Source organism: Cellulosimicrobium sp. 22598 (assembly GCF_052044445.1).
GTDB classification, from domain to species: domain Bacteria; phylum Actinomycetota; class Actinomycetes; order Actinomycetales; family Cellulomonadaceae; genus Cellulosimicrobium; species Cellulosimicrobium cellulans_G.
Genome location: NZ_JBQEMZ010000016.1, coordinates 23,522 through 38,278, shown reverse-complemented (window position 1 = coordinate 38,278; position 14,757 = coordinate 23,522). Strand labels below are relative to the sequence as shown.

The following is a 14,757-nucleotide window of genomic DNA, read 5'->3' as shown; positions in this document are numbered from 1 at the left end:
CCGGGACAGGGCGCGAGCGTGCGCGCACCGTCGCGACGCCCGCGGCCTCGACGACCGGGGGACGACGGGGACGGTGGACCACGACCGCCTCACGCCCGCTCGAGGAACTCCTCGCGCTCCGGGTCGAGCTGGTCGCGGATCGCGTCGGCGAGCGCCGGGTGGCCGGTCAGGTCCGGATCCTCCGCCACGACGGCGGCGGCGTCGGCGCGCGCGGTCGCGATGACGTCCGCGTCCTTGACGACGCGCAGGAGCCGCAGGGAGCTCGCGCGCCCCGACTGCGCGGCCCCGAGGACGTCGCCCTCGCTGCGCAGCTCGAGGTCGACGGTCGCGAGCTCGAACCCGTCGGTGGTGCGTGCGAGGGTCTCGACGCGGGTCGCGGCAGGCGTGCCGGGCTGCGCGGTCGAGACGAGCAGGCACAGCCCCGCCGCGGACCCGCGCCCGACGCGCCCGCGGAGCTGGTGGAGCTGGGAGATGCCGAACCGGTCGGCGTCGAGTACGACCATCGCCGTCGCCTCGGGGACGTCGACCCCGACCTCGACGACGGTCGTCGAGACGAGCACCTGGACCGCGCCGGACGCGAAGTCGGCCATCACGGCGTCCTTGTCCGCCGGGGGCATCTGCCCGTGCAGCACCCCGACCTCGAGCCCCGCGAGGCGCGGGTGCGCGCGCAGCTCCTCGGCGACCTCGAGCACCGCCCGCAAGGGCGCGCGGTCCGAGGCGTCCGGGGCGTCGGGGTCGAGGAGGAAGTCGGGCACCTCGTCGAAGTCGTCGGTCCGCTTCGACGGCGCGTCGGCGTCCGGCTCGTCCGGGTGGATGCGCGCGCACACCACGTACGCGCGGTGCCCGGCGTCGACCTCCTCGCGCACGCGCGCCCACGTGCGCTCCATCCATGCCGCGTTGCCGGCGGGCACGACGTGGGTCGTGATGCCGGCGCGCCCGGCCGGGATCTCGGTGAGCGAGGACGTCTCGAGGTCGCCGAACACGGTCATCGCGACGGTCCGCGGGATGGGGGTCGCGGTCATGACGAGCAGGTGCGGGCTCGTGCGGGCCTTGGCCCGCAGCGCGTCGCGCTGCTCGACGCCGAACCGGTGCTGCTCGTCCACGACGACGAGGCCGAGGTCGGCGAACTGCACGTTCTCCGACAGCAGGGCGTGGGTGCCGACGACGATCCCGGCGGCGCCGCTCGCGGCGTCGAGCAGCGCCTCCTTGCGCGCCGCCGCGCCGAGCGACCCCGTGAGCAACGCCACGCGCGTCCCGTGCTCGGCGCCCCCGAGGAAGCCGCCCTCCGCGAGCGGCCCGAGCAGCGCGCGCAGGGTGCGCGCGTGCTGGGCGGCGAGCACCTCGGTCGGGGCGAGGAGCGCCGCCTGCCCGCCGGCGTCGATCACCTGGAGCATGGCGCGCAGCGCGACGACCGTCTTGCCGGAGCCCACCTCTCCCTGCAGGAGACGCTGCATCGGGCGCGGGAGCGCGAGGTCGGCCGCGATCTCCTCCCCGACCTCGCGCTGACCCGTCGTCAGCGTGAACGGGAGGGCGTCGTCGAAGTCGGCGAGGATGCTCGGCTCCCCCGGGCCACGGAGGGGTCGCGCCGTCGCGGGCTCGGCCGCGGCGCGGGCCCGGCGCTGGGCGAGCGCCGCCTGGAGGACGAACGCCTCCTCGTACCGCAGCCGGTCGCGCCCGCGCCGCCACTGCTTCTCGTCGTAGGGCTCGTGCACGTCGCGCAGCGCCTCGAGCCGCGTCCCGAGCCCGTGCCGCTCGCGCACGGCGTCCGGGAGCGGGTCCGGGACGTCCTCCTCGCGCAGCGGGTCGAGCACGGTGCGCACCGCGGGCTGGATCTTCCAGCTCGGGATGCTCGCGCTCGCGGGATAGATCGGGATGGGCCGGCTCGCCTCGAGCACGGCGCTCTCCGCGTCCTCGGCGTCGTCGTCGACCCCGATGATCTTGTAGTCGGGGTGCGTGAGCTGCCGCGTGCCGCGGTACAGCCCGACGACGCCGGTGAAGAGCCCGTGCCGCCCCGGCGCCAGCCGTTGCTCGTGGTAGCGCAGGACGTTCGGGCTCTTGGCGAAGAACGTGAGCGAGAGCTGCTGCGGACCGTCGGTCACGACCGCCTCGAGGATCGCGCCCGCGCGGTTGCGCATGCGCCGGACCGTCGCGCTGCGGACCTGCGCGACGATCGTCACGTGCTCGCCGAGCGCGAGGCCCCCGAGGTCGGTGAGGCGCCCCGGGTCGCCGTACCGCCGCGGGTAGTGCCGCAGGAGGTCCCCGACGGTCTCGAGGCCCAGCTTCGCGAGCGGACCCGCGCTGCGCGTGCCGACCGCGCGGGTCAGCGGCTCGGCCAGGCGGTCGCTCATCCCTCGGCCTCCACGGTGACCTCGATGTCGTCGGCAGCGTCCTCCGGCCCCTCGGCGGCGAGCGTGACGGCACCGCCGTCGCGGCCCGAGCGCAGGAGCACGACCTCGGCGCCGTCCCCGGTCGCGCGCGCCGCGAGCGCGTCGAGGGCCGCGTCCGGCACGTCGTCGTCGGCGAGCACCGTGACGAGCGTGCCGGCGCGCACACGGAGGGGTTCGAGCCCGTCCGCGAGCCGTCGCGCCAGCTCGGGCACCGGCACGCCCGGGGCGTCGAGCCGAGCCCACCGGGCGGCGGCGAGCGCCGACCGTGCCGCCTCGAGCCGCTGCGCCGCACCGGGCTCCACGAGCTGTGCGGCGGCGAGCGCCACGGCGACGTGCAGGTCGGTCACGGCGGGCAGCACCTCGAGCGTCTCGACCCCGTCCTCGCGCAGGGTCGCGCGCAGGGTCGCGGCGTCGTCCTCCGGCAGGTCCGCGCCGGGCAGGAGCGCGACGTGCGACGCGCGGGCGTCGACCGCGACGCGGTGCAGGGCGGTCAGGTCGACGGGACCGGGAGCCTCCCGCAGCAGCACGACGGCGCCCGCGCGGGCGAGGTCCGCGACGAGACCGGGCGCCGTGGTCACGGCGACCAGACCCGGGCCGTCCGCCGCCACGGTCGCCGCGTCGTGCGCCCCGTCGGCAGCGGTGTCCAGGGCGTGGCCCTCCTCGTGGGGCCCCGGGAGGTGCCGGACCCGCACCTGGCGCAGCGCGGCGTCGTCTCCCCCCGTGGTCGACGCGGCCTTCTCGCCGACGCCCCGCGCGGACCGCAGGCCCGCGACCGCGGCACGTCCGACGGCGACCGCGGCCATCGGGTCGTCGGTGTGGACGTGCGCCTGCCAGAGCCCCGAGCCGTGGTCACCCGGCCCGCCCACCACGACGACGGAGTCGCCGATCCGCGCGAGCTCGGCACGGAGCGGCTCGGCGGGGCCCTCGACGGGCGTGCCGGCCGGGTCCACCGCTCCACCCGCGGGGACGTCGACCACGAACATCACCTCGAACGCACCCCCCTCGTGGACGTCCTGCGGACCGGCACCTGCCTCCCGGGGCGAGCCCGCCACCGGAACCATGCCGGCCATCATGCCGAGCACCTCCGACACACCCGCCACTGCCGGCCCCGCGGCGTCGCGTGCGGGGGCCGGTGCCGAGGCGGCCTCCACGGGGTCGACCGCCGGGACGGCACCCGTGCCTCGCGCGTCGAGCGCCGCGACGAGCGCGCCGAGGACCAGCACCAGGCCGAGGGCTCCGGCGTCGAGGACCTGCGCCCGCGCGAGCACGTCGAGCTCGCCGGTGCTGCGCAGCGCCGCGGCGCGCGCCCCGTCCCGGGCCGCGGCCGCGACGACCGCGGGTGAGGAGGCGCCGGGCCCGTCCGCCGCGGTCGCGGCCGCGCGCGCCGCGGCGTCGGCGGCCGTGAGGATCGTGCCGGGTGCGGGGCGGGCCACCGCGCCGCGGGCGGTGCGGGCGGCGCGGTCCAGGCCCCCCGCGAGCGCGGCACCGGTCACGGTTCGGTGCTCCGCGAGCGCGAGGGCGAGCCCGCGGAGGTACTCGCTGAGGATGACGCCCGAGTTGCCGCGCGCCCCGACGAGCGCACCGCGGGCCAGGCGCACGAGCAGGTCGCCGGCGCCGCCCGCGGCCCCCGTCTCCCCGCCTCCCGCCGGGTCGCCGCCGGGCAGCGCGCGGACCGCGTCCAGGAGCGTGAGGTACATGTTGGTGCCCGTGTCCGCGTCCGCGACCGGGAAGACGTTCACGCGGTCGAGCGACTCGCGCGCGGCGGCGAGCGCACGGACGCCACCGTGGCCCCACGCGACGACGACGGCGGCGTCGACCACGTCGGCTCCGGGGCTCACGTCGGACCGGCTCCTCGCGCTCGGGGGACGACCGCGCCGGGTGGCCGGACGGTCGGACGGCACCGCGGGCCGTCGGGACCACGGTAGTCAACCGCGCGCCGTGGGGGCGCCCGCCGGGCCGCCTCCGGGCCGCGCGGGTGTGACGAGCGCCCGGTTTGAGCTCGGGCCCTCGGATCGGCTACCCTGACGAGGTTGCCCGGGTGCTTCGCGCGCCCTCGACACCGTCGAGGAGCCGCCGAGGAACACCGGGCGAGACACCCTACAGACCATTCAGGACGTCGCCGCTGCGTGCGCGACGTGCACGACGATCAGGAGAAACCGTGGCTGCCAACTGCGACGTCTGCGGCAAGGGCCCGGGCTTCGGGCACAGCATCTCGCACTCCCACATCCGGACGAAGCGCCGCTGGAACCCGAACATCCAGCGCGTGCGCGCCGTGGTCGCGGGGACGCCCAAGCGCCTCAACGTGTGCACCTCCTGCCTCAAGGCCGGGAAGGTCACCCGCCCCGCCTGAGCATCGCGAGACTCTGCGACGAGAGCGTCTGCCGGTTCCCGGCAGGCGCTCTCGTCGTCTCTGCGGCACGACCAGCCCCGCGACCACGGGCGACGACCCCCGGAGATGCGGAGATCTCCTGGAGATCGGGACAAACCGGTTTGGCGGATCCGGGCCGCGGTGGCAGTCTTTGTGCATGGTGACGGAACTGAGCGAGGTAACCATCCGCCCGGCCGCTCCCGCGGACGCGAGCGCCATCGCGGCCGTGCACATCGCGTCCTGGAGGGGCGCGTACGCGGGCATCGTCCCCGACGAGTACCTGGCCTCGCTCGACCACGACCAGCGCGAGCAGCACTGGGTCCAGAGCCTCGCCACCGCGGGCGCCCGCACGTGGCTCGCCGACGCGGACGGCCGCACGATCGGCTTCGCGACGCTCGGCCCGAGCCGTGACGAGGACGCCGAGCCCGGTGACCTCGAGATCTACGCCATCTATCTCGACCCGGAGTCCTGGGGCCGCGGCGTCGCGCGCGACCTCATGCGCACCATGCTCGGCGAGGTGCGTCCCGGCACGACGGTCACGCTCTGGGTCCTCGAGGACGCGGAGCGCGCGCGCCGCTTCTACCGTCGCCACGGCTTCGTGCCGGACGGCGTCGAGCGACGGGACGACATCGGCGGCAAGGACCTGACCGCCGTCCGCTACCGCCGGGGCTGACCGCCGCGCTCAGGCGCGGAAGTGGTCCCACCCCGTCGCGCGGTGCACCACGCGGCCGTCGACCCGGACGCCGGGATCGTCGCACCACGCACGTCGGACCGTGCCGATCGCCCGGAACCCGTCGGGCAGGTCGGCGTCGGCGGGGAACGTCGCGAGCAGCGCGTGGTCCTCGCCTCCCGACAGCACCCAGCCCTCGGCGCGGCCGCCGGCGTCCGTCGCGGCGTCGCCGTCCCCGCTCGTGCCGTCGAGCACGACCGCCGCCGCGCGCAGGCGGTCGCGGTCCGCGCCCAGCGCGGCGAGCTCGAGGTCCACGACGACGCCGCTCGCCCGCGCCATCCGGCCCGCGTCGCGCAGCAGCCCGTCGGACACGTCCATCATCGCGGTCGCGCCGGCGTCGGCGGCCGCGGGCCCCGCGGCGAGCGGCGGGTCGGGGCGCAGGTGCGCGACGACGAGCGCGTCGTCGAGGTCCGCCCGGTCGGCGTCGAGCAGCGCGAGGCCCGCCGCGGACCGGCCGAGGCCCCCGGCGAGCGCCACGACGTCGCCCGGCCGTGCGCCGGAGCGCAGCACGGGCTCGCGGCCCTCGAGGTCGCCGTGGACGGTGACCGCGACGACGACCTGGTCTCCTCCCGAGAGGTCCCCGCCGACGACCGCGGCGCCGAGGGGCGTGCATGCGTCGGCGAGCCCGCGCGCGAGGCCCGTGACCCAGTCGACGGGCAGGTCGCCCGGCATGACGAGCGAGACGACGAGCGCCGCGGGGCGCGCGCCCATGGACACGACGTCGGCGAGGTTCTGCACCGCGGCCCGCCACCCGACGTCGTACCCGGACGACCAGCGCCGACGGAAGTGCCGGTCCTCGACGAGGACGTCGGTCGACACGACGTAGCGGCCGTCGGGCGCCGCGACGACGGCGCAGTCGTCCCCCGGACCGACGAGGGTGGTCGGCGCGGTGGGCAGCAGAGGGAAGATCCGGGCGAGGAGCGCCTCCTCGGGCACGTCGCGGACCAGCAGGGGCGTCTCGCTCACGCCGCCACCCTAGTCGCCGCCCGGGCGGTCACGGGCACCCTCCGCGGGCCGCTACGGTGGTCGCGTGCTCGACGCCGTCCCTCCCGCCTCGCCGTCCACCCACCCCGGTGCGCCCCGGCCCCGCCGTTCGCACCCCCTCGTCCGAGCCCTCGCGGTGCCGGCGCTCCTCGGCGTCGTCGCGGCGACCGCCGCGTGCGCGCCGCGCATCGGCGTCCCGGTCGCGGACGACGCCCAGAACCCGCTGTGCGCGGACGTCGTGCTCGCGCTGCCGGACACCCTGGGCGAGGACCTGGCGAAGGTCGGGACGACGAGCCAGGCCACCGCGGCCTGGGGCGAGCCGGGCGCCGCGGTGACGCTGCGGTGCGGCGTCGAGGTGCCCGGCCCGACGACGACCACGTGCCAGAGCGTCGAGTCCGCCGGCGGCACCGTGGACTGGCTCGTCGTCGAGGACCAGGGCACGTGGACGTTCACGACCTACGGCCGTGACCCCGCGGTGCAGGTCGTCGTGCCGCCGGCCGTGACCGAGAGCCACTCCACGTCGTTCATCGCCGACCTGGGGCGCGCGGTCATGGAGGTCCCGCAGACGCGCGCGTGCGTCGGCGCGGGCGACCTGGGCTGAACCCGCCCGGGTCGGCGCACGGGGTCAGCGCAGGCCGGTGGGCCGCTCGAGCGCGAGCGCGACGAGCTCGTCGATGAGCTCGGGGTAGCTGAGCCCCGACTTCTCCCACATGCGGGGGTACATCGAGAACGGCGTGAAGCCGGGCATGGTGTTGATCTCGTTGACGACGACCTGCTCGTCGGGCGTGACGAACACGTCGACGCGCGAGAGGCCCTCGGCGCCGACCGCCTCGAACGTGCGGACCGCGATCTCGCGCACGCGCTCCACGAGGTGCTCGGGGAGGTCGGCGGGGCACGACAGCTCGACCCCGGCCTCGTCGAGGTACTTGGCCTCGAAGTCGTAGAAGTCGTGCGCCTCGCCCGTGACGACGATCTCGCCGGGCAGCGACGCGCGCGGGCGCGCGCCACCGCGCCCGCCGAGGACGGCGCACTCGATCTCGCGACCGACGACGCCCGCCTCGACGATCACCTTGGGGTCGTGCTCCTGCGCGGCGGCGATCGCGGCGGGCAGGTCCGCGAGGTCGTCGACCTTGGAGATGCCGAGGCTCGACCCGGCGCGCGCCGGCTTGACGAACACGGGCAGGCCGAGGGCCGCCACCGTCTGCGTCCACGCCTCGGGGTCGCGCTCGAACGCGCCCGGGCGGATCACGGTGTACGGGGAGACGGGCAGCCCCTCGCCCGCGAGCACGAGCTTCATGAAGTGCTTGTCCATGCCGACGGCGGACGCGAGCACGCCCGCGCCGACGTAGCGGACGTCGGCGAGCTCGAGCATGCCCTGGAGCGTGCCGTCCTCGCCGTAGGGGCCGTGCAGCAGCGGGAAGACGACGTCCACCTCGCCGAGCACGCGCGGGACGTCGCCCGGGGTGAGGACGCGCAGCTCCCGGCGCCCGGTCGACAGCGGCAGGATGACCTCCTCGCCGGTCGGCTCCACCTGCGGCAGGCGCCCCTCCGTGATCTCCCAGCGCGCGGGCTCGTCGGCCGCGAGGACCCACTCGCCCGTCGGCGTGATCCCGACGGGGACCACGTCGTAGCGCGAGCGGTCGATCGCGCGCAGGACGCCCGCGGCGGTCGCGGCGGAGATGGCGTGCTCGCCCGAGCGGCCCCCGAACAGCACGAGGACGCGGGGCTTGCGGGGCGCGCCGGTGGGGTGCTCGTCGGTGGACGGCACGGACCGGTCGGGGCTCTGGCTGGACATCGCGGACGACCCTACCGGACGCCTGCTCGCGCGCCCGACGCGCGCAGGTCCGTCGCCCCGGGAACGATCCGGGGGCGTCCCGCGTTGGGGTTGCCGTGGAAGACACGACTCTCGAGGCCCCCGCGGCCGACGACCCCGACCATAGTCCCGGCCGCACCGGCCCCGGCAGCGAGCGGACGCGCGAACGCGTCCCCGACGACCGGAGGGCGGTGCGGGCACGATGACGACCTTCCTCTCCCTCCTGCTCGGGCTCCTCGTGGTTCTCGCGATCACGGCGGCGACGGCGTACTTCGTCGCCCAGGAGTTCGCCTACATGACCGTCGACCGCTCCCGCCTGGGAGCCAAGGCGGAGGCCGGCGACGAGTCGGCCCGGCGCGCGCTCGCCGTCACGAGGCGCACGTCCTTCGTCCTGTCCGGGGCCCAGCTCGGGATCACCGTGACGGGCCTGCTCGTCGGCTACGTGGCCGAGCCGCTCATCGGCGAGTCGCTGGGCACGATGCTCGGCGGCGTGGGAGTACCCACGGGCGTCGGCGTGGCGGTGGGCACCGTGCTCGCCCTCGTGCTCTCGACGATCGTCCAGATGCTCTTCGGCGAGCTGTTCCCCAAGAACCTCGCCATCGCGCGGCCCGAGCCGCTCGCGAAGGGCCTGGCCCGCTCCACGACCGCCTACCTCACGGTGTTCGGCTGGCTCATCGCGGTGTTCGACAAGGCGTCCAACGCCCTGCTGCGCCTCCTGAAGATCGAGCCCGTGCACGACGTCGACAACACCGCGACCGCGCGCGACCTCGAGCACATCGTGGCCGACTCGCGCGAGAGCGGGGACCTGCCCGACGAGCTCTCCGTGCTGCTCGACCGCATCCTCGACTTCCCCCAGCGGGACGTCGAGCACGCGATGATCCCGCGCTCGCGCGTCGGGACGGTCCGCCCCGACGCGACCGTCGCCGAGGTCCGCGAGCTCATGGCCCGCGCCCACACCCGCTACCCCGTGGTCGACGAGACGGACCAGCCGCTCGGCGTCGTCCAGCTCGCCGACGTCCTGGCGACCGACCTGCCCGACGGCGCGCCCGTCACCGCGCTCATGCGCCCGGCCGTCGTGCTGCCCACGCTCATGACGCTGCCCGACGCGCTCGCGCAGCTCAACGCCACGCGCAACCAGCTCGCGTGCGTCATCGACGAGTACGGCGGGTTCACCGGCGTGCTCACGGTCGAGGACCTCGCCGAGGAACTCGTGGGCGAGATCACCGACGAGCACGACCCGGAGCAGCCCGTCACGGTCACGGCCGAGGACGACGGCGTGTGGGTCATGGGCGGCGACGTCCACGTCGACGAGGCGGAGCGCGCGATCGGGCAGGACCTGCCGCGCGGCGACCACGAGACGGTCTCCGGGCTCCTCATCGCCCAGCACGGCGCCCTGCCGCGCGCGGGCGACACGATCGAGGTCCCGCTGCCGGACGACCCGGCCGACCTCGTCCACGACGTGCCCGTGCACCGCTCGCTCGTCGTCGACGTCCTGTCGGTCGAGCGGCACGTGCCGCGCCTCGTGCGGGTCCGGCTCGTGGAGCAGCGGGGCGACGCACCCGCCGCCGACGAGACGGGCGAGAGCGCCCGACCGACCACACGCCCGGCGACCGCTGCGGAGGAGCCCCGATGAGCAACCCCTGGGTCGTCGTCGCGGCGACCGTCGCGATCATCGCGCTCAGCGCGTTCTTCGTCGCCGTGGAGTTCGCGCTCCTCGGCGCCAAGCGGCACCGCCTCGAGGACGCCGCCCCGACCAGCCGGGCGGCGCGCGCCGCGCTGCGCAGCTCGAACGAGCTCACGCTCCTCATGGCCGGCGCGCAGCTCGGCATCACGGCGTGCACGCTCGCGCTCGGCGCCATCACCAAGCCGGCCGTCCACCACTGGCTCACGCCCGTCTTCGAGGCGTGGGGCGCGCCCCTGTGGGCCGCGGACGTCGCGGGCTTCGTGCTCGCCCTGATCGTCGTGACGTTCCTCCACCTCGTCATCGGCGAGATGGCGCCGAAGTCGTGGGCGATCGCCCACCCGGAGCGCTCGGCCACCCTGCTGGCGCTCCCGATGCGCGGGTTCATGTGGGCGTTCCGCCCGCTCCTGCGCTGGCTCAACGCGCTCGCGAACCGCTGCGTGCGGGCCGTCGGCGTCGAGCCGGTCGAGCACGTCGAGGGCGGCGGTCAGGACCCCGCGACCCTGCGCCACCTCGTCGAGCACTCGGCGAACGTCGGCGCGCTCGAGGCGTCGTACCGCGTCCAGATCTCCGGTGTCATCGAGCTGGAGACCCTCACTGTCGACGCTCTCGTGCCCGCGGAGGGCCGACCCACGTCGGTCCCGGCGACCGCCACGGCCGCGGACGTGCGCGCCGCGTCCGCCCGGTCGGGCCACCTGCGCATCCTCGTCGAGAACGGGAGCGTCGTACCGAAGGTCGTGCACGTGCGCGACACGCTGCTGGAGCCCGACGACCGGCCCGCCGGAGAGCTCGCGCGCCCGGGGTTCGTCCTCGCGTCCGGGACGACCGTGCACGCCGCGCTCGCGCGCATGCGCGAGTCGAGCGAGCAGCTCGCGGTCGTCATGGACGGCGAGCGGTTCGTCGGCGTCGTGACGCTCGCCGACGTGCTGCGCCGGATCCTGCCGACCCCGGAGGATCCGGTGCCCGCGCTCGTCGGCTGACCTGCCCGGCGTACGGTGGAGGGCCTCGGCGACGCGCGTCGCCGGGGCCCCTCGCCGTCCGCCCCGACCGAAGGCAGGCCATGCCCACGCCCGTCACCCCGTCGTCCTCCCCGTCCTCCTTCGCTCCCCCGTTCCCGGAGCCCCGCTCCCTCCTGTCCGACGACCTGCTCGACGCGGTCCGTGGCCGCGCCGCGGGCTACGACCGCGACAACGCGTTCTTCGACGAGGACCTCGCGGCGCTCGTCGACGCGGGATACCTGCGCGCGCTCGTCCCCACGTCGTTCGGCGGCGCCGGGCTCGGCCTGCGCGAGGTCGCGCACGAGCAGGCGCGGCTCGCGGGCGCGGCGCCCGCGACGGCGCTCGCGGTGAACATGCACCACGTGTGGACCGGCGTCGCGCGCTACCTGCACGAGCGCGGCGACTCGTCGCTCGACTGGCTGCTCGAGGAGGCCGGCCGCGGCGAGGTGTTCGGCTTCGGGTACTCCGAGGGCGGCAACGACCTGGTCCTGCTCGGTTCGCGCACCGAGGCACGACCGGACGGCGCGGGCGGCTACACGTTCCACGGCCGCAAGATCTTCACGTCCAACTCGCCCGCGTGGACGCGGCTGGGCGTCCTCGGCCTCGACACTGCGTCCGACGACGCCCCGCGCCTCGTGCACGCGTTCGTCCCCCGGGACTCCGGGGTCGAGGTGCTCGACGACTGGGACACGATGGGCATGCGGGCCTCGCAGTCCCGGTCCACGGTGCTCGACGGCGCTCACGCGCCCGCCGACCGCGTCGTCCGGCGCCTCGCGCCCGGCCCCACGCTCGACCCGCTCGTCGTGGGGATCTTCACGACGTTCGAGACCCTCCTCGCGTCCGTCTACACCGGGATCGCGGAGCGCGCGCTCGAGCTCGGCGTCGCCGCGGCGCGCCGCCGCACGTCGATGAAGAACGACGGCGCGTCGCTCGCGCAGGACCCGGACATCCGGTGGCGACTCGCCGACGCCGCGCTCGCGCTCGACGCGGTCTGGCCGCAGATCGACACCGTCGCGGGCGAGCTCGACGCGCTCGTCGACCGTGGCGCGGGCTGGTTCCGCGCGACCGCGGGGCTCAAGGTGCGCGCCACGGAGACCGCGAAGACGGTGGTCGACCAGATGGTGCGCGTCGCCGGCGGGTCGAGCTACTTCGCCGGCAACGAGCTGGGCCGCCTGTACCGCGACGTGCTCGCCGGGATCTTCCACCCGTCCGACGACGAGTCGGCCCACTCGACGGTCGCCCAGTCCCTCCTGGGCCCGCCCGCCTGACCTTCCCTCCCTCCACCCGCCGAGTCGGGTGGTGGTCAGGGGGTGGTTGGTCGGGGCAGCCGTCGCGCAGGCGGGCGTACGCTGCGGCCATGAGCGACCCGCACGTCCCCGCCGCCCTCTCCCCCGCGACCGTCGCCGTCGCCGCCGGGCGGCCCGAACGCGGGCAGGGGGCGCCCGTGAACCCGCCGATCGTCCTGTCGTCCACGTACGTCTCGCAGGGTGTACAGCAGCCTGGTGAGCTCCTGTACACGCGGATGGACACCGAGACCTGGCACCCGTTCGAGGAGGCGCTCGCCGCGCTCGAGGGCGCGGCGGAACCGGGCGTGGTCTTCGGCTCGGGGATGGCGGCCGTCGCGGCCGTCTTCTCGTTCGTCCCCGCCGGTGGCAAGGTCGTCCTTCCCCGGCACGCCTACCAGGTGACGCTCGGCTTCGCGGACGACCTCGCCGCGCGCGCGGGCGTGGAGGTCGTCCGCGTCGACGTCGCGGACACCGACCAGGTCCTCGCCGCTCTCGACGGCGCCTCGCTCCTGCTCGTCGAGTCGCCGACCAACCCCATGCTCGAGGTCGCCGACCTGCCGGTGCTCCTCGCGGCGGCGCGCGACCGGGGCGTGCTCACCGCCGTCGACAACACGTTCGCGACACCGCTCGGGCAGCAGCCGCTCGCGCACGGGGCCGACGTCGTCGTGCACTCGGTGACGAAGTACCTCGCCGGGCACTCCGACGTGGTCCTCGGCGCCGCGGTGGCCCGGACGCCCGAGCTCGTCGCGGCCCTGCGCGCGTACCGGACCCTGCACGGCTCGATCCCGGGCCCGTTCGAGGTGTGGCTCGCGCTGCGCGGCCTGCGCACCCTCGCGCTGCGCGTCGAGCGCGCCCAGGCGAACGCGGCCGAGCTGGCCAGGCGGCTCGCCGACCACCCGGACGTCGTCGAGGTGCGCCACCCGAGCCTGCCGACGGATCCCGGTCACGAGCGCGCGTCGCGCCTCATGACGGGCTACGGGTCGATCCTCGGGGTCCGCCCGCGCGGCGGAGCGTCGGGGGCTGACGCGGTCGTCGCGGCCGTGCGCCTGTGGGTGCCGGCGACGAGCCTCGGCGGCGTGGAGTCGAGCCTGGAGCGTCGCCGACGGTTCGCGACCGAGTCGCTCACGGTCCCCGAGGACCTGCTGCGGCTCTCCGTGGGCATCGAGGACGTCGAGGACCTCTGGCAGGACCTCGACCGCGCGCTGCGGGCACCCGCCGGCTGACTTCCCCCGATGTGCGCTACCGTGCCTCGACGTCCGGGCGCCCGGGCCGCGACGGGTCGGGCGTGCCCACCGGGCCCGCCGGGACGTAGAAGACGCCGTCGTCGAGGTCGACGTCGAACGGACGCCCCTCCGCGGGGCGCTGCACGATGTCGAGGCGCTGGCGCTCCTTCTCCTCGGTGAGGTGCGTGCGGCTCGGCTGGAAGATCTCGACGATCTCGCCGAACATGCCCGACGACGCGCTCTCGCCCCCACCTGCGTCGCGGCGGGCGCGCGCCTCGGCGCCGGAGGTGAACCTCGTGATCCCGACGACGAGCAGCACCGTGAGCGCGACCGCGACGAGCACGCCCACCACGTCTGCGCCGATCCCCTGCAGCATCTCCCGAGCCTAGCGTCGACCACCCCGACCGGACCACGACGGCAAGGCCCCGCGCACACGACCCCGGGACGACGTCGACATCGTGCCGAGACACCGCCGTGACCCGACCGGAACCGGACCGTGCCCTGTCCGCCGCGCGGGCGTGACCTGCGCTTTCTACGATCGAGCCATGAGGACACGACGAGCGGTGCAGACCGGAGGCCGGCGAGGACGGCCCGCCCTGTCGAGGCCGCGACGACGCCCCGCGGCAGCCGCCGCGGCAGCGGGGCTCGTGCTGGCCCTCGCCGCGTGCACGCCGGGCGGCACGGACGACTCCCCGTCGCCGTCGGGCACCGCGACGAGCGACTCGCCCAGCCCCACGGACTCGCCGTCCGACGGGTCGGGCGAGAGCCCGACGGACGACTCGTCGGCACCGGCCGACGACGCGACCGAGGCCCCGCTGCCGTTCCCCGCGAACACCGATCCCGACACCCAGGACCCGTCCGCGGACGCAGCCCTGACCGTGACGGACATCCGGATCGGTCACCACGACGGCTTCGACCGCGTCGTCTTCGAGCTCGGCGGCACGGGGGCGCCCGGGTGGCGCGTCGAGTACGTCGACCAGCCGATCGACGACGGCAGCGGCAACGTCGCGACCGTCGACGGCGACGCCTACCTGCAGGTCATGATCTCCGGCTCGGGATACCCCATGGACACGGGCGTCGACGAGTACGCGGGCCCCAACCCGGTGCGCGCCGGCGACGACGGCGAGGTCGAGGAGGTCCTGCTGCGCGGGGTCTTCGAGGGCTACACGCAGGCGTTCGTCGGGGTCGACGACGAGCAGCGACCCTTCCGGGCGTTCTCGCTCGAGGACCCGACGCGCGTGGTGGTCGACGTCCGCGACGACGACTGACGCTCCGCGCCCGGCCCCG

Annotated in this window: 13 protein-coding genes; 8 read left to right on the top strand and 5 right to left on the bottom strand. The window is 75.8% G+C overall.

From position 1 onward, the window contains the following. Positions 1–89 precede the first annotated feature (89 nt). Positions 90–2,348 (bottom strand): ATP-dependent DNA helicase RecG, encoded by a 2,259-nt coding sequence (locus ACTJIY_RS16220; protein WP_440673867.1) that lies wholly within the window; start codon positions 2,346–2,348, stop codon positions 90–92. Next, a complete protein-coding gene (locus tag ACTJIY_RS16215; protein ID WP_440673866.1) occupies positions 2,345–4,225 on the bottom strand; it encodes a DAK2 domain-containing protein in 1,881 nt (626 codons plus the stop codon). Before ACTJIY_RS16215 ends, ACTJIY_RS16220 begins: the two co-directional genes overlap by 4 nt. 320 nt (positions 4,226–4,545) lie before the next feature. Here ACTJIY_RS16215 and rpmB point away from each other — a divergent pair, with 320 nt between their 5' ends. Then, positions 4,546–4,737, top strand: a complete 192-nt coding sequence (gene rpmB / locus ACTJIY_RS16210; protein ID WP_024840757.1) for a 50S ribosomal protein L28 — start codon at positions 4,546–4,548, stop codon at positions 4,735–4,737. A gap of 175 nt (positions 4,738–4,912) precedes the next feature. Further along, entirely contained in the window at positions 4,913–5,428 is a 516-nt protein-coding gene (locus ACTJIY_RS16205; RefSeq protein ID WP_253050479.1) for a GNAT family N-acetyltransferase, read from the top strand. 9 nt (positions 5,429–5,437) lie between these two features. Here the strand turns inward: ACTJIY_RS16205 and ACTJIY_RS16200 are convergent, their stop codons facing one another. After that, positions 5,438–6,451 carry a thiamine-phosphate kinase gene (locus ACTJIY_RS16200; RefSeq protein ID WP_440673865.1) on the bottom strand — a complete coding sequence of 338 codons (1,014 nt, stop codon included), beginning with the start codon at positions 6,449–6,451 and terminating at the stop codon, positions 5,438–5,440. Between the two features lie 64 nt (positions 6,452–6,515). Between ACTJIY_RS16200 and ACTJIY_RS16195 the strand changes: the two genes are divergently transcribed. Beyond that, complete coding sequence (locus ACTJIY_RS16195; protein ID WP_353708877.1) at positions 6,516–7,070, top strand: DUF3515 family protein; 555 nt, start codon at positions 6,516–6,518, stop codon at positions 7,068–7,070. Between the two features lie 24 nt (positions 7,071–7,094). On the opposite strand, the gene ACTJIY_RS16190 is transcribed toward ACTJIY_RS16195, so the two are convergent. Further along, complete coding sequence (locus ACTJIY_RS16190; RefSeq protein WP_047232575.1) at positions 7,095–8,264, bottom strand: D-alanine--D-alanine ligase family protein; 1,170 nt, start codon at positions 8,262–8,264, stop codon at positions 7,095–7,097. 220 nt (positions 8,265–8,484) lie between these two features. Between ACTJIY_RS16190 and ACTJIY_RS16185 the strand changes: the two genes are divergently transcribed. The 4 genes from ACTJIY_RS16185 (at position 8,485) to ACTJIY_RS16170 (ending at position 13,470) form a co-directional block, all read left to right on the top strand. Continuing rightward, the gene (locus ACTJIY_RS16185; RefSeq protein WP_440673864.1) at positions 8,485–9,915 is read left to right on the top strand and encodes a hemolysin family protein; all 1,431 of its coding nucleotides are present in this window, start codon (positions 8,485–8,487) and stop codon (positions 9,913–9,915) included. Beyond that, a complete protein-coding gene (locus ACTJIY_RS16180; RefSeq protein ID WP_440673863.1) occupies positions 9,912–10,943 on the top strand; it encodes a hemolysin family protein in 1,032 nt (343 codons plus the stop codon). Before ACTJIY_RS16185 ends, ACTJIY_RS16180 begins: the two co-directional genes overlap by 4 nt. A gap of 80 nt (positions 10,944–11,023) precedes the next feature. Beyond that, on the top strand, positions 11,024–12,229 hold the full coding sequence (locus tag ACTJIY_RS16175; protein WP_253050489.1) for an acyl-CoA dehydrogenase family protein: 1,206 nt from the start codon (positions 11,024–11,026) through the stop codon (positions 12,227–12,229). A gap of 89 nt (positions 12,230–12,318) precedes the next feature. Beyond that, positions 12,319–13,470 carry a trans-sulfuration enzyme family protein gene (locus ACTJIY_RS16170; protein WP_253050491.1) on the top strand — a complete coding sequence of 384 codons (1,152 nt, stop codon included), beginning with the start codon at positions 12,319–12,321 and terminating at the stop codon, positions 13,468–13,470. A 16-nt stretch (positions 13,471–13,486) separates the two neighbouring features. On the opposite strand, the gene ACTJIY_RS16165 is transcribed toward ACTJIY_RS16170, so the two are convergent. Further along, positions 13,487–13,846, bottom strand: coding sequence for a DUF6191 domain-containing protein (locus tag ACTJIY_RS16165; protein WP_253050493.1), 360 nt, complete (start codon positions 13,844–13,846; stop codon positions 13,487–13,489). 169 nt (positions 13,847–14,015) lie between these two features. On the opposite strand from ACTJIY_RS16165, the gene ACTJIY_RS16160 reads away from it, so the two are divergent. After that, on the top strand, positions 14,016–14,738 hold the full coding sequence (locus tag ACTJIY_RS16160; RefSeq protein WP_440673862.1) for an AMIN-like domain-containing (lipo)protein: 723 nt from the start codon (positions 14,016–14,018) through the stop codon (positions 14,736–14,738). Positions 14,739–14,757: the final 19 nt, after the last annotated feature.